Source organism: Candidatus Pantoea deserta (genome assembly GCF_003813865.1).
GTDB classification, from domain to species: domain Bacteria; phylum Pseudomonadota; class Gammaproteobacteria; order Enterobacterales; family Enterobacteriaceae; genus Pantoea; species Pantoea deserta.
In genome coordinates this window covers 342,581-365,563 of the sequence record NZ_RMVG01000001.1, presented here as the reverse complement: position 1 = coordinate 365,563, position 22,983 = coordinate 342,581, and the positions used below count along the sequence as shown (strand labels likewise).

The following is a 22,983-nucleotide window of genomic DNA, read 5'->3' as shown; positions in this document are numbered from 1 at the left end:
TCAAAATGGTCGTGTGAGCCTCAACCGTTTACTTAAGCGTTTGGGTTTTCACCAACGTGTAACTTAATTTGGGTAAGCTTTTCGATGAAAACTTTTACAGCTAAACCAGAAACCGTACAGCGTGACTGGTATGTTGTTGACGCAACGGACAAAACCCTGGGTCGCCTGGCGACTGAACTGGCGCGCCGTCTGCGTGGTAAGCACAAAGCGGAATACACTCCGCACGTTGATACTGGTGATTACATCATCGTTCTGAACGCTGACAAAGTCGCTGTCACCGGCAACAAGCGTTCTGACAAGATTTACTATCACCACACTGGCCACATCGGTGGTATCAAACAGGCGACCTTTGAAGAGATGATTGCTCGCCGTCCTGAGCGTGTGATTGAAATCGCGGTTAAAGGCATGCTGCCGAAGGGCCCGCTGGGTCGTGCAATGTTCCGTAAACTGAAAGTTTACGCGGGCAACGAGCACAACCATGCGGCACAGCAACCGCAAGTTCTTGACATTTAATCGGGATTACAGGCAATGGCTGAAACTCAAAACTACGGCACTGGTCGCCGCAAAAGCTCTACCGCTCGCGTATTTATCAAGCCGGGCAGTGGCAACATCGTAATCAACCAACGTTCTCTGGAGCAGTACTTCGGTCGCGAAACTGCCCGCATGGTCGTTCGTCAGCCGCTTGAGCTGCTGGATCTGGTTGGTAAATTCGATCTGTACGTCACCGTTAAAGGTGGTGGTATTTCTGGTCAGGCTGGTGCGATCCGTCATGGTATCACCCGCGCGCTGATGGAATACGACGAATCTCTGCGTGCTGAACTGCGTAAAGCGGGCTTTGTTACCCGTGACGCACGTCAGGTTGAACGTAAGAAAGTCGGTCTGCGTAAAGCACGCCGTCGTCCGCAGTTCTCCAAGCGTTAATGGTTTGCAGCTCCGGCTGCGACTACTGGCGCAAAAAACCCGCTTCGGCGGGTTTTTTATTTTCCCGCTTCTCCCCCGATCCGCGCGTAAAATCTCTGCGCTGCTCGCAAATTCCCCGCAAATCTTGAATCCCTGCCCACAAGCTGCCCAAAATCTGGTAAACTCTGTGTCACTTTGCGCCCATAAGTCAGCGTGTGAGGTCGGTCAACTGTCAGGATGTCAGTAGACGTGGCTAGCGCGGGCTGTGAGCGACCGATTGAGCAGGTGAGTCGCCGTGTGGTTGGCTATTCGCAGTAACTTTTTGTGAACAAACTTGGAGGTTTTCATGGCTGTCGCTGCCAACAAACGTTCGGTAATGACGCTGTTTTCTGGTCCCACTGACATTTTCAGCCATCAGGTACGTATCGTACTGGCTGAAAAGGGCGTCAGCGTGGAGATCGAGCAGGTCGAAATGGATAACCTGCCGCAGGATCTGATTGACCTCAACCCGTATCGCACTGTGCCGACGCTGGTAGATCGTGAACTGACGCTGTATGAATCCCGCATCATTATGGAGTATCTGGACGAGCGCTTCCCGCATCCGCCGCTGATGCCGGTCTATCCGGTTGCGCGCGGCGAAAGCCGTCTGATGATGCACCGCATCGAGCAAGACTGGTACAGCCTGATGCATACCATTGAAAAAAGCAGCGGCCAGGAAGCGGAAGCCGCGCGTAAGCAGCTGCGCGAAGAGCTGCTGGCGATTGCACCGCTGTTTGCGCGCACGCCGTTCTTTATGAGCGAAGAATTTAGCCTGGTAGACTGTTACCTGGCGCCGCTGCTGTGGCGTTTGCCGTCAATGGGCATCGACCTTGCCGGTTCCGGTTCTAAAGAGCTGAAAGGCTATATGAATCGCGTATTTGAGCGTGACTCATTCCTCGCTTCGCTGACGGAAGCGGAACGTGAAATGCGCCTGCAAGCCCGGGGCTAAACTATGGAAATGTCGCAACTCTCGGCCCGTCGTCCCTATCTGCTGCGTGCGTTTTACGACTGGCTGCTTGATAACCAGCTGACGCCGCATCTGGTGGTCGACATTAATCTGCCTGGCGTCCAGGTGCCGCTGGAGTATGCACGCGATGGTCAGATTGTCCTGAACATCGCGCCGCGCGCGGTGGGCAACCTTGAGCTTGGCAACGACGAAGTGCGTTTCAACGCGCGTTTCGGCGGCGTGCCGCGTCAGGTTTCCGTGCCGATGGCGGCTATTCTGGCCATCTATGCGCGTGAAAATGGCGCAGGCACGATGTTTGAGCCGGAGCCGGCCTATGAGCTGGGCGCGCAGAGCGCGGAAGAGACGCCGGTCGATCCGGTTATGTCCGTGATTGACGGCGATCGTCCTGACGACGCCGGCGAAGAGGACAACTCGCCGGATGACGATCCGCCGCCGCGCGGGCATCGTCCGTCGCTGCGCGTCGTGAAATAGCACATAAAAAAAGCCGGCTGCATTAGCCGGCTTTTTTGTTGCTGTCTGAAGATTACACTTCCAGGTAGTCCATAATGCCTTCTGCGGCTTTACGGCCTTCGGCAATCGCCGTGACCACCAGATCGGACCCGCGCACCGCATCGCCGCCGGCGAAGATTTTCGGGTTGCTGGTCTGGAAGGCGCTCTCAGCCTGTTCCGGTGCGATAATGCGCCCCTGGCTATCCAGCTCCACGCTGAAGTCGGCCAGCCACTCCATTTTGTGGGGACGGAAACCAAACGCCATCACCACCGCGTCCGCCGGCAGCACATGCTCGGAACCCGGCACGATTTCGGCGCGACGGCGACCTGCCGCATCCGGCTGGCCCATTTCGGTACGCGCGACCTTTACGCCGCTGACGCGACCACTGGCGTTGATTTCTACGCCCAGCGGCTGCACGTTGAACTGAAACTCTACGCCCTCTTCACGCGCGTTTTTCACCTCGCGTTTTGAACCCGGCATGTTGGCTTCATCACGACGGTAGGCGCAGGTCACGTGCGTCGCGCCCTGGCGGATAGAGGTACGCACGCAGTCCATCGCCGTATCGCCGCCGCCCAGCACCACGACGCGTTTGCCTTCCATGTTGATATAGGGCTGATCGTCCTGCTGCGCAAAGCCCATAGTATGTTTGGTGTTGGCAATCAGGAACGGCAGCGCGTCATAGACGCCTGGCGCATCTTCATTCTCCAGACCGCCGCGCATTGACTGATAGGTGCCAACGCCCAGGAATACGGCGTCATAGGCGTTTACCAGATCACTCATCTGCACGTCGCGGCCGACCTCGGTATTGAGCTGAAACTCAATGCCCATCTCGGTGAAGAGGTGACGACGCTTGATCATGACCTCTTTTTCCAGCTTGAACGACGGAATACCGAAGGTCAGCAGGCCGCCGATTTCGGGATGGCGATCGTAGACAACCGCTTTCACGCCGTTGCGCGTCAGCACGTCCGCACAGGCGAGACCCGCCGGACCCGCGCCGATAATCGCTACGCGCTTGCCGGTCGGCTTAACGTGCGACATATCCGGCTTCCAGCCCATCTCCATCGCTTTATCATTGATATAGCGCTCGATGTTGCCGATGGTCACCGCGCCAAACTCATCGTTCAGCGTACAGGAACCTTCGCACAGGCGATCCTGAGGACAGACGCGTCCGCACACTTCCGGCAGGCTGTTGGTCTGATGGGACAGATCCGCCGCTTCCATAATACGGCCTTCGTTCGCCAGCTTCAGCCAGTTAGGGATGTAGTTGTGAACCGGACACTTCCACTCGCAGTAAGGGTTACCGCAGGAGAGGCAGCGATCGGCCTGCGCCTTCGCCTGGCTCTCTGAAAATGGCTCATAAATTTCTACAAACTCAATTTTACGGATTTTCAGCGGTTTCTTTGGCGGGTCAACGCGCTGTAAGTCGATAAATTGATATACGTTTTGACTCATCGTAACCTCTTACGGCTATCCCGCCCGGCGCACGACGCCAGACGGGACAAACTATTACTGTGCCTGCACACGCAGCTCGGCTGCGGAACGACTGCGGTGACCCAGCAAGGCTTTAACGTCGCTGGACTTTGGTTTAACCAGGGCGAAGCGCGACGACCAGTGCGGCCAGTTCGCGAGGATCTCTTCGCCGCGGCTGGAGCCGGTATGCTGCACATGCTCGGTAATCAGGCCGCGCAGATGCTCTTCGTGGATCGCCAGCTCATCAACGCTCAGCACTTCAACCAGCTCCGGGTTGACGCGCTTACGGAACTCGCCGTCTTCATCCAGCACGTAGGCGAAGCCGCCCGTCATGCCTGCGCCGAAGTTAACGCCGGTGCGGCCTAACACGCAGACGATGCCGCCGGTCATATACTCGCATCCGTTATCGCCAATGCCTTCCACCACGGTGATGGCGCCGGAGTTACGCACCGCGAAACGCTCGCCTGCACGGCCTGCGGCGAACAGCTTGCCGCCCGTCGCGCCATAAAGGCAGGTATTGCCCGCGATGGTCGCTTCGTGGCTGCGGAACGCCGAGCCCACCGGCGGACGAATCGCCAGCATACCGCCAGCCATGCCTTTACCGACGTAGTCGTTGGCGTCGCCGGTCAGCGTCAGCTCAACGCCGCCTGCGTTCCAGACGCCGAAGCTCTGTCCCGCCGTGCCGGAGAAGTGCGCGCGGATGGGATCCGCCGCCAGCCCCTGATCGCCGTGGATAGCGGCGATAGCGCCCGACAGGGTCGCGCCCACCGAGCGATCGGTGTTGCGAATGTCGAAGTAGAACGTCTTGCTCTGTTTAGCGGTGACAAACGGCATCGCCTGATCGTGCAGCGTCTTGTTCAGCTCGCCTTTATCGAAAGGCGGGTTGCAGCTCTCGGTGCAGTGCAGCGCTTTGCCCGGCATCGGCGCGGCGGTTTTCAGCAGCGACGACAGATCCAGGTTCTGCTGCTTAGCCGTGAAGCCATCCAGCTCTTTCAGCAAATCGGTGCGGCCGATCAGGTCAGTCAGGCGTTTTACCCCCAGGCTGGCCATAATCTCGCGGGTTTCACGCGCGATAAATTCAAAGTAGTTGGTCACTTTGAACGGCAGGCCGTGGTAGTGATTCTTACGCAGCTTGTCATCCTGAGTCGCCACGCCGGTCGCACAGTTGTTGAGGTGGCAAATACGCAGGTATTTACAGCCCAGCGCCACCATCGGACCGGTGCCGAAGCCAAAACTTTCCGCGCCCAGAATAGCCGCTTTAATGATGTCGCGACCGGTTTTTAATCCGCCGTCTACCTGTAAACGGATCTTGTGGCGCAGACCGTTGGAGACCAGCGCCTGCTGGGTTTCCACCAGGCCAAGCTCCCACGGACAGCCAGCATACTTCACCGAGCTTAACGGGCTGGCGCCGGTGCCGCCGTCGTAGCCAGCGATGGTGATCAGATCGGCATAGGCTTTCGCCACGCCGGTCGCGATGGTGCCGACGCCTGGCTCGGAAACCAGCTTCACGGAAATCATCGCTTTGGGATTGACCTGTTTCAGGTCGAAAATCAGCTGCGCCAGATCTTCAATCGAATAAATATCGTGATGCGGCGGCGGGGAGATCAGCGTCACGCCCGGTACGGAGTAGCGCAGCTTCGCAATGTAAGGCGTTACTTTATCCCCTGGCAGCTGACCGCCTTCGCCCGGCTTAGCGCCCTGAGCCACTTTAATCTGAATAACGTCCGCGTTCGCCAGATAGGCTGGCGTCACGCCGAAGCGGCCGGAAGCGACCTGCTTGATACGCGACACTTTGTTGGTGCCGTAGCGCGCCGGATCTTCGCCGCCTTCGCCGGAGTTAGAGTAGCCGCCAAGCGAGTTCATCGCTTCGGCCAGCGCCTCATGCGCCTCTGGGCTGAGCGCGCCAATAGACATCGCAGCGGTATCAAAACGCTTAAACAGCTCGCTGGCCGGTTCGACATCGTCAATAGAGATGGTTTCGGTGCCCGGCTGTAACGCCAGCAGATCGCGCAGCGTGGCGACCGGACGCTCGTTCACCAGCTTCGCGTAGGCCTGATAATCACTGTACTCGCCGCTTTCAACGGCGCGTTGCAGCGTGCCCACCACGTCCGGGTTGTAGGCGTGATACTCGCCGCCGTGCACGTATTTGAGCAGGCCGCCCTGATCCAGTGGTTTACGCTGTAGCCAGGCGCGTTTCGCCAGGTTGACCAGATCCTGCTGGAAGTCGGCGAAGTTTGCGCCGCTGATGCGGCTGACCACGCCCTGGAAGCAGAGGCCCGATACGTCAGCGTGCAGACCGACCGCTTCAAACAGTTTCGAACAGCGATAAGAGGCGATGGTAGAGATGCCCATCTTGGACATGATCTTGTACAGCCCCTTGTTGATGCCGTTACGGTAGTTCAGCATCACCGCGCGGTAATCTTTCTCAATGACGTTGCTGTCGACCATCTTCGCCAGCGATTCATAGGCCAGATACGGATAGATCGCCGTCGCGCCAAAGCCGAGCAGCACCGCAAAGTGGTGCGGATCGCGCGCGCTGGCGGTTTCAACAATGATGTTGGCGTCGCAGCGCAGGCTCTTCTCAACCAGTCGCGTCTGTACCGCGCCGACGATCATCGGCGCCGGAACCGGCAGGCGGGTTTCGCTGATGGCGCGATCGGAAAGCACCAGCAGCACGGTGCCGTTGCGCACCATCCGCTCCGCCTCGTCGCACAGCGCATGCACCGCCTGCTCCAGCGTTTGCGTGGCCGGATCGAAGGTGCAGTCGAGCGTGTCGGCGCGATAGTATTCGCCTTCCAGGGTGGTCAGCTGTTTAAAATCGGACCACAGCAGAATCGGCGATTTAAAGCTGACGCGATGCGCCTGGCCTTCCGCTTCGCAGAAGACGTTCATCTCACGGCCAATACTGGTCGCCAGCGACATCACGTGGTTTTCACGCAGCGGATCGATCGGCGGGTTAGTGACCTGCGCGAACTGCTGGCGGAAATAGTCATAGATAATGCGCGGGCGGCTGGAGAGCACGGCGAACGGCGTATCGTCGCCCATCGAGCCGACGGCTTCCTGTCCGTTCTCGCCCAGCACGCGGATAATGGTATCCAGCTCTTCGCTGCTGTAGGCAAACTGCTTCTGCCAGGTCGCCAGCTCCACGTCGTTCAGCTCGCGGCTGCCGACCTGATCGTCGGGCAGATCTTCAAACGGCACCAGTCGCTTAACGTTCTTCTCCATCCACTCTTTATAGGGGTGGCGGCTCTTGAGATCGTTGTCGGTTTCTGCCGAATGCAGAATGCGTCCGATACGGGTGTCGATCACCATCAGTTCGCCAGGGCCGACACGGCCTTTTTCCACGACCTCGTCCGGCTGGTAATCCCAGATGCCGACCTCGGAAGCGCAGGTGATAAGCTTGTCTTTGGTAATCACGTAGCGCGCGGGACGCAGACCGTTACGGTCCAGGTTACAGGCGGCATAGCGGCCGTCGGACATGACGATGCCTGCCGGGCCGTCCCACGGCTCCATATGCATAGAGTTAAAGTCGAAGAAGGCGCGCAGCTCCGGGTCCATATCCGGGTTGTTTTGCCAGGCTGGGGGAACCAGCAAACGCATCGCGCGCACCAGATCCATACCGCCGTTCAGAAACAGCTCCAGCATGTTGTCCATTGAGCTGGAGTCAGAGCCGGTTTCGTTGACAAACGGCCCGGCGTTTTGCAGGTCGGGGATCAGCGGCGTATTAAATTTATAGGCGCGCGCGCGCGCCCATTGACGGTTACCGGCAATGGTATTGATCTCGCCGTTGTGCGCCATATAGCGGAACGGCTGCGCCAGCGGCCAGCGCGGCACGGTGTTGGTGGAGAAGCGCTGATGGAACAGGCAAATGGCCGATTCCAGACGCAGATCCGCCAGATCGAGATAGAAGCGCGGCAGGTCGGCCGGCATACACAGGCCTTTATAGATATTGACCTGGTTCGAGAAGCTACAGATGTAGAACGCTTTATCGTCGGTCTGCTCAATGCGTTTTTCCGCGCGGCGGCGCGCCATATACAGGCGACGCTCCATATCGCGCGGACGCCAGCCTGCCGGGGCGTTGATAAACAGCTGCTGGATGCGCGGCATAGAGGAGAGCGCAATCTCTCCCAACACGTCCTGATTAACGGGCACGTCGCGCCAGCCCACCACGGAGAGGGTTTCACGGACCACTTCTTCTTCCACGATGCGGCGGCTCGCCTGCGCCTCTTCCTCATCATGACTGAGGAACAGCATGCCGACGGCGTAGTTCTTCGCCAGACGCCAGCCTTTCTCTTCGGCCACCACGCGGAAAAAGCGGTCAGGTTTTTGTAATAACAGACCACAGCCGTCGCCGGTCTTGCCGTCAGCAAGGATCGCGCCACGGTGTTGCATACGGGCCAGCGCGTGGATCGCGGTACGCACTACCTTGTGGCTAGGTTCGCCTTCTATATGGGCGATCAGGCCGAAACCACAGTTATCCTTTTCAAGGGATTTGTCATACAACATTTCAGTGAACCTCCCCAGGCTCTGTGGATTCCCGTTGGTCGAACCGCAGGCGCAGGAAGGGCAGACGACAGAGGCGCGCATCGTGCGCCGCACTCCGGTGTCGCCCCATCTGTCTGGCCGTTGGCGTCGTTGTCACAAGCGTCGAGGTCTTGTTACAGGGGGAATCTCTGTTACTGCATAAATATGACGAGTTGAGCACTCGTCCAGAAAGCTTCCAGCGGATTTCCAACTTATCGGGAAAGCGGAATAAGGTCAAATGGGGTTCCTGGTCGTCATTTCTGACGACGATGCAGAGATAACTTGATGATATTTATCAAATAAACCGGGAAATTACTGTCAATCGTCCAGTTGCCCGACCCGGCGGAAATGTGAACTGACTCACTGTAGGTTAGCGCTGAAATCCCTTTAGCATGCTGGCTTACAGGGGTTTGACAGCAGGATATGCTGCATAGCAGATTCCCCGCACGTCATGTATCTGTTTTTCTTATAACGTCATATTTGAATAAAATAAACCCGCATCATAAGCAAAATTAATCATGTTGGATATGATGATTCATGCAGTTAAATCGAATGGATATGCAATAAAAGACGGCTGCGCCAGAGCAGCAGACTGCTGCCGGCAAAGAAAATGAAGGGCTTATCACCTGACCGCCAGCAAACAGGCGGCCCTCCAGATTATTCAGTTGGAGAATTTAGTCAAGTTCTTTAGCCGTCAGGCGGTCAACGTCGGCGAACGTGACGTCAGTTGCACCATAACAGGGCAGAACGGGCGCTTTCCTGTATCTCGCAGCGCCATCGGGTGTTTAATTACGCTATGATGAGCCAGATATTTTCCAGGGAGTTCGTATGAAACAGATTCGTCTGCTGGCGCAGTATTATGTTGATTTGATGGTGAAGCTTGGGCTGGTGCGCTTTTCGCTGCTGCTGGCGTCGGCGCTGGTCGTACTGGCGATGGTCGTGCAGATGGCGGTGACCATGGTGCTGCGCGGTCATGTTGAGAGCATCGACGTGGTGCGCTCGGTGTTTTTCGGCCTGCTGATCACGCCCTGGGCAGTCTATTTCCTCTCTGTCGTGGTCGATCAGCTGGAGGAGTCGCGTCAGCGCCTGTCGCGGCTGGTGGATAAGCTGGAGGAGATGCGCACCCGTGACTTAGAGCTGAACCAGCAGATGAAAGAGACCATCACGCAGCTTAATCAGGAAATCAGCGATCGTATAAAGGCAGAGCAGGCGCGCGAGCAGGTCATGGATAAGCTGCGCGAAGAGATGGCTCGCCGCGAGCAGGCGCAAATTGAACTTGAGCAGCAATCCTCGTTTCTGCGCTCTTTCCTCGATGCGTCGCCAGACCTGGTGTTCTACCGCAACATTGATAAGCAGTTCTCCGGCTGTAACCGCGCCATGGAGCTGCTGACCGGCAAAAGCGAAAAGCAGCTTATCGGCCTGACGCCGCGCGATATTTATGACGAGGACGCCGCCAGTAAGGTACTGGAGACCGACGAGAAAGTTTTCCGCCACAACGTCTCTCTGACCTATGAACAGTGGCTACAGTATCCGGACGGCCGTAAGGCCTGCTTTGAGATCCGCAAGGTGCCTTACTATGACCGCGTCGGCAAACGCAGCGGACTGATGGGTTTTGGACGCGATATTACCGAGCGTAAGCGCTATCAGGACGCGCTGGAAAACGCCAGCCGGGAAAAGACCACCTTTATCTCTACTATCAGCCACGAGCTGCGTACGCCGCTTAACGGCATTGTCGGCCTGAGCCGCATTCTGCTGGATACCGATCTTAATCAGGAGCAGCTCAAGTACCTCAAGACCATCCACGTCTCTGCTATCACCCTCGGCAATATCTTTAACGACGTTATTGAGGTGGATAAGATCGAGCGCCGGAAAGTGCAGCTGGACAACCAGCCGCTCGACTTTACTGGTTTCCTCGCCGACCTGGAGAACCTCTCCGGGCTGCTGGCGCAGCCGAAAGGGCTGAAGTTCGTGATGGCGCCGGCCTTACCGCTTCCTCACAAAATCTGCGCCGACGGCACGCGCCTGCGCCAGATCCTGTGGAATCTGATTGGCAATGCGGTGAAGTTTACCCAGCAGGGTGAAATTGTGGTGCGCGTCGCCTATGAGCAGAATGAGATGCTGCGCTTTGAAGTCGAAGATTCAGGGCAGGGCATTCCGCAGGAAGAGCAGGACAAGATCTTTGCTATGTACTATCAGGTGAAAGATCAGCACGGCGGCAAACCCGCCACCGGCACCGGCATCGGGCTGGCGGTCTCGCGGCGTCTGGCGCAGGCGATGGGAGGCGACATTAGCGTTCGCAGCGCGCCGGGGCAGGGCTCCTGTTTCACCGTGTTAATTAACGCGCCGCGCGTGGCCGAAGAGGTTGAGGATGACGATATGGATGACAACATGCCGCTGCCCGCCCTGCACGTCCTGCTGGTGGAAGATATCGAACTGAATGTGGTGGTCGCGCGCTCGGTACTGGAAAAACTGGGCTGTAGCGTCGAGGTCGCCATGACTGGCCAGGCGGCGCTGGATATGTTCGACCCGCTGGAGTTTGACCTTGCCCTGCTGGATATTCAGCTGCCCGATATGACCGGCCTGGATGTCTCACGCGCTATACACCAGCGCTATCCTGACACGACGCTGCCGCCGCTGGTCGCGCTGACCGCGAACGTGCTGAAAGATAAAAAAGAGTATCTGGATGCCGGTATGGATGACGTATTGAGTAAGCCGCTGTCAGTGCCGGCGCTGACCGCCATGATCAAGAAGTTCTGGGATCACCAGGGCGACGAAGACCCGGCGACTCACGCCGGCAGCGACGGCAAAACGCGCACGCTGCTCGATGTGCCGATGCTGGAGCAGTATATCGAGCTGGTCGGGCCGGGACTGATTACGCAAAGTCTGACGATGTTTGAACAGATGATGCCGGGCTACCTTGAGGTGCTTGACTCCAATCTGATGGCCCGCGACCAGAAGGGGATCGCTGAAGAGGGGCATAAAATCAAAGGCGCGGCGGGATCGGTAGGATTACAGCATTTACAGCACGTCGCGAAACAGATCCAAAGCCCGGAACTGCCGGCATGGTGGGACAATGTTGGCGAATGGATTGAGGAGTTAAAGCGCGAATGGCGTCACGATGTACAGGTGCTGCGCGACTGGGTGGCGGAAAAAGAAAATCAGGGGGCTTAAAAAAAAATGACCCCAGTCGAGACCGGGGTGCGCGAATACTGCGCCAACACCAGGGAAAAAGTCGCTGTTGCTATACTGATAAGAATAAAAAGTGCAGCAGCGTGGTATTGGTTAACGCCTGACATCACCTTAGCAAATTCATTAACGACTGGGTGAAGATTCATTAAAATGTGTGATGTTGAGCAGCGTTTAAATACAGAAAACATTAATTTGGCAACACAGTCAAGTAAGGAATTAATTTCTGCGTTGCATTGCGCTCATTTTGACCAATTGTACTCTTTTTTGCGCGGTTTTTGTTTTCTTCAGCAGTGAGAGCCAGGTCAACATGACAAGAAAAGCGACCCAAAGGGCAAATGGCGCGTTTATTTTAGCTAATACCATGAAATATAAAGCGTAATGTCGTTTTCAGGCCGCTTTATCCAAAACGTTTTGGAAAGCGGCTTCTTAAAGTTCCAGATTTGTCCCGTGCCAGCTAAACTTACAGAAACTATAGGGTTAAATTGCGCGCTTTTGCAGCGCCAGTCCGGGGAGAATCGGCGCGCGCAAATCGCAGGCTGGACCACCAGCGGCGCTAAATCATGAAAAGTGGTACATAGCCGCGGGGGTGAAGGTTTAATAATGCGAATGATTTAACGGGGCGCTTATCACAAATCATTAAGTGTGACTGGCGCAATGAGAAAGCCATAAAACAGGAATGGAACCGATTCCTTTTTCACGGAAGTGCTTGATGTCATTCGATCTGTTTTAAAATATCGCTAATGAAATCATAACGTGGCGCTTAAAATGCGCACAGGTTTTCGCGCTTCTTCAGCCATTTTGACGAAGATAAGCCTTTCATCACGTCAGTAATTGATTAATGCAGGGAACAGGTAAGAGAACATTGCATGAGTAAGAATAAAGGGAGCCTCAGCCAGCGTCTTAAGCGAGTCGCAGCCAGCGTCCTGTTGATTATTACGGGTTTCTGGGTCGCCGGCATCGTACTGTTCGCATTTTTGCCCGTGCCGTTTTCCGCAGTAATGGCGGAACGGCAAATCGGGGCCTGGCTGCGCGGCGATTTTCACTATGTGGCGCACTCCGACTGGGTTGGACAGGATGATATCGCCCCCTGGATGGGGCTGGCGGTTATCGCCTCGGAAGATCAAAAGTTTCCTCAGCACTGGGGCTTCGACGTTGACGCCATTGAGTCAGCGCTGGGAAGCGAAGGCGAGCGCATGCGCGGCGCCTCGACGCTGTCACAGCAGACGGCAAAGAACCTGTTTCTCTGGGACGGGCGCAGCTGGGTCAGAAAAGGTCTGGAGGCGGGATTAACGGTCGGCATTGAAACCGTCTGGACCAAGCGTCGTATTCTGACGGTCTACCTTAATATCGCGGAGATGGGACCCGGCGTCTTTGGCGTGGAGGCGGCGTCACAACGCTATTTTCATAAACCGGCCAGCCGCCTGACGATGGCGGAAGCGGCGCTGCTGGCCGCCGTGTTGCCTAATCCCATCCGTTTTCGCGCTGACGCGCCTTCTGGTTATGTTCGCCAGCGTCAGCAGTGGATTATGCGCCAGATGCGCCAGCTGGGCGGAGAGGGTTTTCTGGCGCGTAATCACCTCAAATAAGACTAGTCTTCGTCGAAGCCAGCCTCGAAGAGTTCAATCACGGCCGCCAGCGCCTGAGTCTCTTCCGGGCCGCTGGCTTCAATCTCGATATGGCCGCCTTTGGCCGAGTCGAGCATCAACAGAGCAATCACGCTGCTGGCTTCTGCCTCGGTGCCTGATTCATTGCGCAGCAGCACCTCGGCGTCAAAGCTCTGCACCAGCTCAAACAGCTTCATTGCCGGTCGCGCGTGCATGCCCAGCTTATTTTTGATTTCAACGGTTTGTTTGACGGTCATGATTTGCGTTTTTCCAGCGTGCGATGGCGTGACTGCACATTTTTGCCGCGCGAACGGAAGTAGTCCGCCAGCTGCTCGGCGATATAAACCGAACGGTGTTTGCCGCCGGTACAGCCGATCGCGACGGTAAGATAGCTGCGATTATTCGTTTCCAGCATCGGCAGCCACAGCTCCAGATAGCTGCGCGTCTGGTAAATAAAATTATGGACTTCGGTATGGCGATCGAGAAAGGCCGCGACCGGGCGGTCAAGACCGGTCATGGGACGCAGCTTCGGGTCCCAGTGCGGATTAGGCAGAAAACGCACGTCAAAAACGTAGTCAGCGTCAATGGGAATGCCGTGCTTAAAGCCAAAGGATTCAAACACCATGGTCAGTTCGCGCTCGCGCTTGCCCAGCAGTCGCGTGCGCAGCATTTCCGCCAGCTCGTGCACCGACATCTCAGAGGTATCGATAATCAGATCGGCGCGCGAACGCAGCGGCTCCAGCAGATCATTTTCTTCATCAATGGCGCTTTCCAGCGACAGATTTTTGCTGGAGAGCGGATGCAGGCGACGCGTGTCGCTGTAGCGTCGGATCAGCGTGTTGCGATCGGCGTCCAGGAACAGCAGCTGAGGTGAAAAGGCATCCGGCAAATTGTTGAGCGCCGTTTCAAAAACTTCTGGCGATTCCGGCATATTGCGCACGTCAATGCTGACGGCGGCCGAGATATTACGTTCAACCAGCGAATTGGCCAGCTCTGGCAATAGCACCACGGGCAGGTTATCGACGCAGTAGAATCCCATGTCTTCAAGGGCGCGCAGCGCCACCGATTTTCCTGAGCCTGACCGACCGCTAACGATCATCAGCACCATGACCTTTTCTCCCGTTTTAAACCGGCGCGCAAGCCGGTAAAAGCGCAACGCGCGTTACTGCTCCTCTGGAGCTTCTGTAATGATGGCGTAGAGTTCTTCATCACTCTGCGCAGCGCGCAGGCGGCGACAGACGGTTTTGTCCGCCAGACGTTTTGCGACCAGAGACAGGGTATGCAGATGGGTTTTACACTGGTCTGCCGGCACCAGCAGCGCAAACAGCAGATCGACCGGCTGATTATCCACCGCATCGAAAGCAATCGGCTGATCGAGGCTGATAAAGACGCCTACGGCGCGCAGCGTGTCTTCTTCCAGTTTGCCGTGCGGGATCGCGATACCGTTGCCGATACCCGTACTGCCCATGCGTTCGCGGGTCAGAATCGCTTCAAACAGCGTTTGATGCGGCAGGTTAAGCTGTTTCGCTGCCAGTTCGCTGATAATCTCCAGCGCGCGTTTTTTACTCTGGCAGTGTACGCCGCTGCGCGTACAGTCCAGCGTCAGCACGGTATTCAGTTCCAGTGTCAGATCGTTATTCATTATCGTTTCACTTGCGAGTTCACAGAGCCGCAGGCTTACGGCGCGCAGAGACCGCGCGGTATCCCGTGGCGCTTGCACAGATGGCAAAACGGGGCGGTAAATCCGCCCCATCCAGACCGCCCTGAGCGCGCGGCGCGCGCTGCAAGCGTGAAGGTTAGTGTTTTTTCAGTTTGTCTTTATGCCTGGTCAACTGACGAGCCAGTTTATCCACCAGCCCGTCAAGCGCCGCATACATATCTTCCGCTTCCGACGTGGCGTGCAGCTCGCCGCCGCTGACGTGCAAGGTTGCCTCCGCAACCTGAGTGACCTTTTCCACTTTCAGAACAATATAAACCTGATTGATACGATCGAAGTAGTGTTCCAGTTTGGCAAACTTATTGTTTACAAATTCACGCAGTGGTTCGGTGATTTCAACATTTTGCCCAGTAAGGTTCAGCTGCATAGGTCATCCTTCTCATTTCTGTCAAACCAGCTGTTTACGCTGGTTCGATGGCGGAATAGATAAAGACTCGCGGTATTTGGCGACAGTCCGGCGCGCCACCATGATGCCCTGTTCAGATAACATGGAGGTGAGCTTGCTGTCACTCAAGGGTTTAGCGGGATTCTCCGCTGAGATTAATTTTTTCACCAGCGCGCGAATAGCCGTGGAGGACGCTTCGCCGCCGCCTTCCGTGTTTACGTGGCTGGAGAAAAAATATTTAAGTTCAAAGATGCCGCGCGGGCTATGCAGATACTTCTGCGTGGTCACGCGCGAGATAGTGGATTCATGCATATCCACCGCCTGGGCGATGTCCGCCAGCACCATTGGACGCATATACTCTTCGCCCTGCTCGAAGAAAGCCTGCTGCTGCTCGACGATACAGCGCGTCACTTTCAGCAGGGTATCGTTGCGGCTTTCCAGGCTTTTTATCAGCCAGCGGGCTTCCTGCAGGTTGCTGCGAATAAACTGGTTATCGCTGTCGTTGCGCGCCGCGCCGCCCATTGCCGCATAGTGCTGATTAATCTTCAGGCGCGGCACGCTGTCGGCGTTTAGCTCGACCGTCCAGCGCTTGCCGACCTTGCGCACCAGAACATCCGGAATGACATATTCCGGCTCGCCGGTGTGCACCGACTGGCCTGGCCGCGGATCCAGCGACTGAATGAGCAGCATCGCCTCTTTCAGCACGTCTTCTTTGAAGCGGGTAACGCGCATCAGGCTGCGGAAATCGTGGTTAGCCAGCAGATCCAGATGTTCGCTGACAATCAGGCGCGCTTCGGCCAGCATCGGCGTCGCGGGGGCGAACTGGGAGAGCTGCACCAGCAGGCAGTCGCGCAGATCGCGCGCGCCCACGCCGACCGGATCGAAGCGCTGAATGCGTTTCAGCACCGCCTCGACTTCATCAAGCGCCAGCTCGCTGTTGCCCATGCTGTCGAGGATCTCGTCAAGCGAAACGGTAAGGTACCCGGTATCATCAATGGCATCGACGATCGAGGTGGCAATAGCGCGATCGGTATCGGTAAACGGCGTCAGATCCACCTGCCACATCAGGTAGTCCTGAAGCGACTGCGTGGTCTCGCCCTGATAGACCGGCAGCTCGTCGTCCTGGTAGTCGGTGCCGGTGCCGGAAGGCGTGCCTGCGGTGTAAATCTCGTCCCAGGTCGCGTCGAGCGGCAGCTCGTCCGGCATCTCTTTCTGTTCAAGCGCCTCGCGCGTGTCCAGCACCTCATCTTCCTGATAATCGCGGCTGTCGATCTCTTCATGCACTTCAGCCTGCTCCAGCAGCGGATTACTCTCCAGCGCCAGCTGTAGCTCTTGCTGAAGCTCAAGCGTAGAGAGTTGCAGCAGTCGAATGGCCTGCTGCAACTGCGGAGTCATCGCCAGCTGTTGGCTGAACCTGAGTTGCAAACCTTGCTTCATATTCAGGACAGGATTTCCTAAGCAAACATCGTATTAACGACACCTTATCAGAGTCTGAACTCTTCGCCCAAATAAACCCGCTTAACCTGCTCATCTGCAAGAATTTCGTTAGGGGTGCCGTGGGCGATTAGATGCCCCTGGCTGACGATATAGGCGCGTTCGCATACCGCCAGGGTTTCACGGACGTTGTGGTCGGTAATCAGCACGCCGAGACCGCTGTCGCGCAGGTGCTCGATGATTTTTTTGATGTCGATTACCGAGATAGGATCAACGCCAGCGAAGGGTTCGTCCAGCAGGATAAATTTCGGATTCGCCGCCAGCGCGCGCGCGATCTCTACGCGGCGGCGCTCGCCGCCTGACAGCGCCTGACCCATGCTGTCGCGCAGATGGGCGATATGAAACTCATCCATTAGCTCGTTAGCGCGATCCTGACGCTGCTCTTCACTTAAATCGTCACGGATCTGTAAAACGGCCATCAGGTTGTCATAGACGCTGAGGCGACGAAAAATCGACGCTTCCTGCGGCAGATAGCCGATGCCGCGACGCGCGCGGGCGTGCAGCGGTAAAATACTGATGTCATCTTCGTCGATGACAATGCGTCCCGCATCGCGCGGCACGATGCCGACGACCATGTAGAAGGTCGTAGTCTTGCCGGCGCCGTTGGGACCAAGCAGGCCGACGATCTCGCCTGATTTTACTTGCAGGCTGACGTCTTCTACCACGCGACGGCCTTTATAGGCCTTCGCCAGGTTTTCTGCGATGAGTGTGGCCATAGTGATTAGTTACTCTTTTTCTGGCTGTTAGCGTTCTTATCCTGTAGCTGCGACGGCACCAGCACGGTGGTGACGCGCTTGCTCTGGCCCTGGCTATAGGCCTGCATCTTCTGCTCTTTGACCAGATAGGTAATGCGATCGCCTTTGATATTGCTGTCCTGCTGCTCAATATAGGCATTGCCGGTCAGCTCAACGAAGTCTTTCGCCAGCTCATAGTGCAGTTTGGCGGCGTGGCCCTGCACGGGCTTGCCGTTGTCCTGCATCTGATAAAATGTGGCCGGATTGCCCCAGGCGTCAACGATGGTTTTGTTGCTGTCGCCGCCGGGACGCGTCACCACCACTTTATCGGCGGTAATTTTGATGGTGCCCTGGGTCACAATGACGTTGCCGGTGAAGGTGGCCACATTGCCTTGCAGATCCAGCGCCTGATTCTCCGAGTCAATGTTCACGGGCTTATCGGAATCGCCGGTCACCGCCAGCGCGGGCAGGCTGGCCGCCAGCAGCGCGCCGACCAGGAAAAACTTAAGGCTGTTGTTGTGCATTTTGAATTTCATAATACGTTTTGACCTTTTCAATCAACTCGGCGTTTTTCGTCCGTAAATTCCCGCGCATCTTCATGCCGGTAGAGTTAAACCCGCGACCAAACAGCGTGACCTGATCGTCGGACGTCACGTCCTGAGTGATAAGGTTAACCTGCGCGTTATCGGTTTTAATGCGCTGTAGCTGCGAATCCTGCGTCAGGGTATTCACCTCAACGTGACCATACAGATAAAGCATACGATCTTTGGTCAGTTTGGCTTTATCCGCGCGCACGGACCAGGTCGGAACCTTATTTTCGTCGTAGGTGGTCATCACCGGTTTGTCGAACCAGCTCACCTCATCTGCCGCAAAGTAGGTCACTTTGTCCGACACCAGTTTGTAAGCCAGCGCGCCAGTCGGGTTATACACCACGGTATTCGAATTTGCGCTGGTATAGGTCGGTTCCTGGTCATTTGCCGCCACCGGCGCGCTATCCTCATCCTGGCTGGTCAGGTTCCAGCCGATCAGCACCAGCGCGATCAAGGCCAGAACCAGCGTTATCCAACGCCTGCTTTTACTCATACTGATTGCCCTTTGGCATCCTCAAATTTGTTCTGCGCCATTAAAATCAGATCGCAGAGTTCGCGCACCGCGCCGCGTCCGCCTGCAATGCGGGTCACGTAATGCGCGCGCGGCAATAACACGGGATGGGCATCTGCCACGGCCACGCTCAGCCCCACTCTGGCCATGACCGGCCAGTCAATCAGATCGTCGCCGATATAGGCAACCTGATCGTCGGAAAGCGACAGTGTATCCAGAAGTTCGCGATAGGCCAAAAGCTTATCAGACTGCCCCTGATAAAGATGGCGGATCCCCAGCGTCTTACAGCGGTCCTCCATCAGGCGCGCATTGCGACCGGTAATAATCGCGACCTCTATATCAGAGGTTAGCAAACAGCGAATGCCATAACCGTCGCGGACGTTAAAGGCTTTTAACTCTTCGCCGTTATTGCCCATATAGATCACGCCGTCCGACATCACGCCGTCAACATCGCAAATCAGCAGACGGATTTGGCTGGCGCGCGCCATTACCTCCGCGCTGACCGGGCCGTAGCAGGTTTCCACCAGGGAAGTATTTACCGACATTGTTGTTTCCTGTTCAGACTACGCCGGCGCGCAGCATGTCATGCATATGTACCACACCCAACAGACGATCGTCATCGGCCACTAACAGCGCAGTAATGTTTTTGTTTTGCATCAGATTCAGCGCATCGACCGCCAGCACATTAGGGCGCACCCGAATGCCGCCGCGCGTCATGACCTCGGAAATGGTGGCGTGCTGAAAATCGATGCCCATATCAAAGATGCGGCGCAGGTCGCCGTCGGTAAAAATGCCTTCAATCTTCATCAGGTCGTCGACGATAACCGTTAGCCCTAAATTTTTGCGCGTAATTTCCAGCAGCGCGTCGCGCAGCGAGGCATCGCGGGTGACATGGGGGATTTCGTCGCCGCTGTGCATAATGTCGCTGACGTGCAGCAGCAGCTTGCGTCCCAGCGCGCCCCCCGGATGCGACAGGGCGAAGTCTTCCGCGGTAAAGCCGCGCGCCTCCAGCAGCGCCACGGCCAGCGCATCGCCCATCACCAGCGTCGCGGTGGTGCTGCTGGTGGGAGCCAGACCCAGCGGGCAGGCTTCCTGCGGCACCTTCACGCAGAGATGCACATCGGCGACGCGGCCCATGGCGCTGTCAGGGCGACTGGTGATACAGATCAGTTTGACATGCTGCCGCTTCAGGACCGGAATCAGCGCCAGAATCTCATTCGATTCACCGCTGTTGGAAATAGCCAGCACGATGTCGCTGCTGCCGACCATGCCAAGATCGCCGTGGCTGGCTTCGCCGGGATGGACGAAAAAAGCGGGCGTGCCGGTACTGGCGAAGGTGGCGGCCATTTTCTTGCCGATATGACCCGATTTGCCCATGCCCATGACGACGACTTTACCCTGGCAGTGATAGATCATCTCGCAGGCGCGGGTAAAATCCTCGTTAATATACTGGTCCAGCTGCTCCAGACCCTCACGCTCGATGCGCAGTACCGCTTTTCCCGCCGTCTGAAAGTCGAAATTCGCGATTGAAAGCTGAGTTGACATGGCAAATCGGTCCTTTGTTATCCATTGATAAAATCGGGCTGAATCCACAACAGCGCGACCCAGGCAGTAAAGCCACAGAGTAAAAGCGCGCCTGCCAGCCGGCCGATACGACGACTGCGTTGCAGGCAGAGCAGGGCGAACAGCACGCTGACGCCCAGCATCACCCAGTAATCTCGCGCGAAGGCATGTTCATCCACGCTACCGGGATTCATCAGCGCCGGCAGGCCCAGCACGATGGCGATATTATAAATGTTGGCGCCGATCAGATTGCCGATAGCGATGTCATCTTCGCCCTTCAGCGCGCCCGCGATCACCGTCGCCAGCTCAGGCAGGCTGGTACCCACCGCAATCAGCGTCGCTCCCATCACTAGTTCGCTGACGCCGAAATAGGCGGCAAAGGCAGTGGCGTTGTCGATCACCATGCGCGTTGCCATCGGCAAAATAATCAGCGCAACCGCCAGCCAGAGAAACGCGACCGTATTGCCGCTCTCTTCGCGCGGCAGTTCCGCCAGCTGCTCGCGGGTCAGGGTGTCGTTATTATCCCGTTCCGCGCGGCGTGCGATGCGGATCGCCACCAGCAAATAGATCAGCGCAATAGCGATCAGGCTCACGCCGTCGAGACGGCTCAGGTAGTTATCGAATAACATCAGGCCGCTAAGAAGTGAGACCAGCAGCATCAGCGGCAGTTCGCGTCGTATCAGATTGGAGTGAATGGTCAGGGGATGCAGCAGCGCTGCGCCGCCGAGAATCAGCAGGATGTTGGCGATGTTCGATCCCAGCGCGGTGCCCACCGCGAGATCCATTTGCCCGTGCTGCGCCGCTGAAAAAGAGAGGATCATTTCTGGCAGCGATGTGCCGATACTGACGACGGTCATGCCGATAATCAGCGGCGGAATACCAAAGGATCGACAGAGAATCGCGGCGCTGAACACCAGACGATCGGCACCATAAGCCAGTAAAATCAAACCAACGATCAGCAGGGCAGAGGCTACGAACATGAAAAATCCTTGGATGAAATGCGTTGCCAACACGTCTTGTGCGGCAGATTCAGGTTTTGTCATCACAAACAGGCGCTGATTTTGACCGTCCGAGCGGCAAAAGTAAATTTTATGGCCGCTTTCGACAAACTGAAGAGGCGAATTTTTGCAAAGCTATCGTGCATTGGCGCGTTACGGGCTACCATCCTAGGCTTTATAGCGCCCGCTCCACAGAAGAGGTAATAATGGACCAACAGGAAACGAACCTGGTTGAGGTTCGTGGCGTCAGTTTTTCACGCGGCGATCGGCGAATTTTCGACGATATCTCGCTGACGGTGCCGAAAGGAAAAGTCACGGCCATTATGGGACCGTCGGGCATCGGTAAAACCACGCTGCTGCGTCTGATTGGCGGTCAGCTGCCGCCCGATCGAGGCGAAATCTGGTTTCGCGGCGAAAACATTCCACGCCTGTCGCGCGCCAGACTCTATGAAGCGCGTAAAAAAATGAGCATGCTTTTTCAGTCTGGCGCGCTGTTTACCGATCTTACCGTGTATGAAAACGTCGCCTGGCCGCTGCGCGAGCACACGCAGCTGCCTGCGCCGCTGCTGCACAGCACGGTCATGATGAAGCTGGAAGCGGTGGGGCTGCGCGGCGCGGCGCAGCTTAAACCGGCCGAGCTGTCCGGCGGGATGGCGCGGCGCGCCGCGCTGGCGCGAGCAATCGCGCTGGAGCCGGATTTGATCATGTTTGATGAACCCTTCGTGGGGCAGGACCCCATCACCATGGGCGTGCTGGTCAAGCTGATCGATGAGTTGAACCATTCGCTGGGGGTGACCTGCATCGTGGTGTCGCACGACGTGCCTGAAGTGCTGAGCATCGCCGATCGCGCCTATATTGTGGCGGGACAAAAAATTATTGCGCAGGGCAGCACGCCGCAGCTGCGGGAAAACCCCGACCCGCGCGTGCGTCAGTTTCTGGATGGCATTGCGGACGGGCCTGTGCCGTTTCGGTTTGCCGCCGGAGACTATCTTGCCGACTTAACCGGCTCAGGGAGAGGGTAGTCAATGTTGTTCAAGGCGCTGGCGTCGCTGGGACGCCGGGGAATCAATACCTGCTCAACCTTTGGTCGGGCAGGTCTAATGCTGTTTCATGCACTGGTAGGGAAGCCCGCCTTTCGCAAACATGCGCCGCTGTTGGTCAGGCAGCTGTACAGCGTCGGCGTTCTGTCGCTGCTGATTATTATCGTCTCCGGCCTGTTTATCGGCATGGTGCTGGGGCTACAGGGCTATCTGGTACTCACCACCTACAGCGCGGAAACCAGTCTTGGCATGCTGGTGGCGCTGTCGCTGCTGCGCGAGCTGGGACCGGTGGTCACCGCGCTGCTGTTCGCCGGACGCGCCGGATCGGCGCTGACGGCGGAAATCGGATTGATGAAAGCCACCGAGCAGCTCTCCAGCATGGAGATGATGGCGGTCGATCCGCTGCGTCGCGTCGTGTCGCCGCGCTTCTGGGCGGGCTTTATCAGCATGCCGCTGCTGACGCTGATTTTCACGGCGGTGGGAATAGCCGGCGGCGCGCTGGTGGGCGTCAGCTGGAAAGGCATTGACCCAGGCTTCTTCTGGTCAGCGATGCAAAATGCGGTCGATTTTCGCACCGATGTTATCAACTGCCTGGTCAAAAGCGCCGTTTTCGCCGTTACGGTCACCTGGATAGCGCTGTTCAACGGTTATGACGCGATTCCGACCTCGGAAGGGATCAGCCGCGCAACGACGCGTACCGTGGTGCACGCCTCGCTGGCGGTGCTCGGTCTGGATTTTGTGCTGACAGCACTGATGTTTGGGAAATAA

At 56.9% G+C, this 22,983-nt stretch carries 21 protein-coding genes; 8 read left to right on the top strand and 13 right to left on the bottom strand.

The window, feature by feature from the left end:
• Positions 1-84: 84 nt before the first annotated feature.
• From rplM to sspB, 4 genes are all read left to right on the top strand, one after another.
• Entirely contained in the window at positions 85-513 is a 429-nt protein-coding gene (gene rplM, locus BBB56_RS01690) for a 50S ribosomal protein L13 (protein ID WP_123798202.1), read from the top strand.
• Between the two features lie 15 nt (positions 514-528).
• The gene (gene rpsI, locus BBB56_RS01685) at positions 529-921 is read left to right on the top strand and encodes a 30S ribosomal protein S9 (RefSeq protein WP_031375459.1); all 393 of its coding nucleotides are present in this window, start codon (positions 529-531) and stop codon (positions 919-921) included.
• Positions 922-1,246: 325 nt separating this feature from the next.
• The gene (sspA, locus tag BBB56_RS01680) at positions 1,247-1,888 is read left to right on the top strand and encodes a stringent starvation protein SspA (protein WP_123798201.1); all 642 of its coding nucleotides are present in this window, start codon (positions 1,247-1,249) and stop codon (positions 1,886-1,888) included.
• 3 nt (positions 1,889-1,891) lie between these two features.
• Positions 1,892-2,377 carry a ClpXP protease specificity-enhancing factor gene (gene sspB, locus BBB56_RS01675; protein ID WP_123798200.1) on the top strand — a complete coding sequence of 162 codons (486 nt, stop codon included), beginning with the start codon at positions 1,892-1,894 and terminating at the stop codon, positions 2,375-2,377.
• 52 nt (positions 2,378-2,429) lie between these two features.
• On the opposite strand, the gene BBB56_RS01670 is transcribed toward sspB, so the two are convergent.
• Together BBB56_RS01670 and gltB are read right to left on the bottom strand one after the other, a co-directional pair.
• On the bottom strand, positions 2,430-3,848 hold the full coding sequence (locus tag BBB56_RS01670; protein WP_123798199.1) for a glutamate synthase small subunit: 1,419 nt from the start codon (positions 3,846-3,848) through the stop codon (positions 2,430-2,432).
• Positions 3,849-3,902: 54 nt separating this feature from the next.
• Entirely contained in the window at positions 3,903-8,372 is a 4,470-nt protein-coding gene (gene gltB, locus BBB56_RS01665; protein ID WP_123798198.1) for a glutamate synthase large subunit, read from the bottom strand.
• 846 nt (positions 8,373-9,218) lie between these two features.
• On the opposite strand from gltB, the gene arcB reads away from it, so the two are divergent.
• The gene (arcB, locus tag BBB56_RS01660) at positions 9,219-11,561 is read left to right on the top strand and encodes an aerobic respiration two-component sensor histidine kinase ArcB (protein ID WP_123798197.1); all 2,343 of its coding nucleotides are present in this window, start codon (positions 9,219-9,221) and stop codon (positions 11,559-11,561) included.
• A gap of 884 nt (positions 11,562-12,445) precedes the next feature.
• Positions 12,446-13,165, top strand: a complete 720-nt coding sequence (gene mtgA, locus BBB56_RS01655; RefSeq protein WP_123798196.1) for a monofunctional biosynthetic peptidoglycan transglycosylase — start codon at positions 12,446-12,448, stop codon at positions 13,163-13,165.
• 2 nt (positions 13,166-13,167) lie between these two features.
• On the opposite strand, the gene npr is transcribed toward mtgA, so the two are convergent.
• The 11 genes from npr to BBB56_RS01600 all read right to left on the bottom strand — a co-directional run bounded on the left by npr (position 13,168) and on the right by BBB56_RS01600 (position 21,157).
• Complete coding sequence (gene npr / locus BBB56_RS01650; protein ID WP_123798195.1) at positions 13,168-13,440, bottom strand: PTS phosphocarrier protein NPr; 273 nt, start codon at positions 13,438-13,440, stop codon at positions 13,168-13,170.
• Positions 13,437-14,291 (bottom strand): RNase adapter RapZ, encoded by an 855-nt coding sequence (gene rapZ / locus BBB56_RS01645; RefSeq protein ID WP_123798194.1) that lies wholly within the window; start codon positions 14,289-14,291, stop codon positions 13,437-13,439. Before rapZ ends, npr begins: the two co-directional genes overlap by 4 nt.
• 54 nt (positions 14,292-14,345) lie before the next feature.
• Positions 14,346-14,825 carry a PTS IIA-like nitrogen regulatory protein PtsN gene (ptsN, locus tag BBB56_RS01640; protein ID WP_123798193.1) on the bottom strand — a complete coding sequence of 160 codons (480 nt, stop codon included), beginning with the start codon at positions 14,823-14,825 and terminating at the stop codon, positions 14,346-14,348.
• A 154-nt stretch (positions 14,826-14,979) separates the two neighbouring features.
• Positions 14,980-15,267 carry a ribosome hibernation promoting factor gene (gene hpf, locus BBB56_RS01635; RefSeq protein WP_123798192.1) on the bottom strand — a complete coding sequence of 96 codons (288 nt, stop codon included), beginning with the start codon at positions 15,265-15,267 and terminating at the stop codon, positions 14,980-14,982.
• Positions 15,268-15,288: 21 nt separating this feature from the next.
• On the bottom strand, positions 15,289-16,722 hold the full coding sequence (gene rpoN / locus BBB56_RS01630) for an RNA polymerase factor sigma-54 (protein ID WP_123798191.1): 1,434 nt from the start codon (positions 16,720-16,722) through the stop codon (positions 15,289-15,291).
• 47 nt (positions 16,723-16,769) lie between these two features.
• Positions 16,770-17,495 carry an LPS export ABC transporter ATP-binding protein gene (lptB, locus tag BBB56_RS01625; RefSeq protein ID WP_123798190.1) on the bottom strand — a complete coding sequence of 242 codons (726 nt, stop codon included), beginning with the start codon at positions 17,493-17,495 and terminating at the stop codon, positions 16,770-16,772.
• 5 nt (positions 17,496-17,500) lie between these two features.
• Positions 17,501-18,049 carry a lipopolysaccharide ABC transporter substrate-binding protein LptA gene (gene lptA / locus BBB56_RS01620; RefSeq protein ID WP_123798189.1) on the bottom strand — a complete coding sequence of 183 codons (549 nt, stop codon included), beginning with the start codon at positions 18,047-18,049 and terminating at the stop codon, positions 17,501-17,503.
• Entirely contained in the window at positions 18,018-18,596 is a 579-nt protein-coding gene (lptC, locus tag BBB56_RS01615) for an LPS export ABC transporter periplasmic protein LptC (RefSeq protein ID WP_123798188.1), read from the bottom strand. The genes lptA and lptC overlap by 32 nt, the downstream gene beginning before the upstream one ends.
• The gene (kdsC, locus tag BBB56_RS01610; protein ID WP_123798187.1) at positions 18,593-19,159 is read right to left on the bottom strand and encodes a 3-deoxy-manno-octulosonate-8-phosphatase KdsC; all 567 of its coding nucleotides are present in this window, start codon (positions 19,157-19,159) and stop codon (positions 18,593-18,595) included. The genes lptC and kdsC overlap by 4 nt, the downstream gene beginning before the upstream one ends.
• Positions 19,160-19,172: 13 nt before the next feature.
• Positions 19,173-20,159, bottom strand: coding sequence for an arabinose-5-phosphate isomerase KdsD (gene kdsD, locus BBB56_RS01605; RefSeq protein ID WP_123798186.1), 987 nt, complete (start codon positions 20,157-20,159; stop codon positions 19,173-19,175).
• Positions 20,160-20,176: 17 nt separating this feature from the next.
• Positions 20,177-21,157, bottom strand: a complete 981-nt coding sequence (locus BBB56_RS01600) for a calcium/sodium antiporter (RefSeq protein ID WP_123798185.1) — start codon at positions 21,155-21,157, stop codon at positions 20,177-20,179.
• A 224-nt stretch (positions 21,158-21,381) separates the two neighbouring features.
• Here BBB56_RS01600 and mlaF point away from each other — a divergent pair, with 224 nt between their 5' ends.
• Positions 21,382-22,197, top strand: coding sequence for a phospholipid ABC transporter ATP-binding protein MlaF (gene mlaF, locus BBB56_RS01595; RefSeq protein ID WP_123798184.1), 816 nt, complete (start codon positions 21,382-21,384; stop codon positions 22,195-22,197).
• A gap of 3 nt (positions 22,198-22,200) precedes the next feature.
• Positions 22,201-22,983, top strand: coding sequence for a lipid asymmetry maintenance ABC transporter permease subunit MlaE (gene mlaE / locus BBB56_RS01590; RefSeq protein WP_123798183.1), 783 nt, complete (start codon positions 22,201-22,203; stop codon positions 22,981-22,983).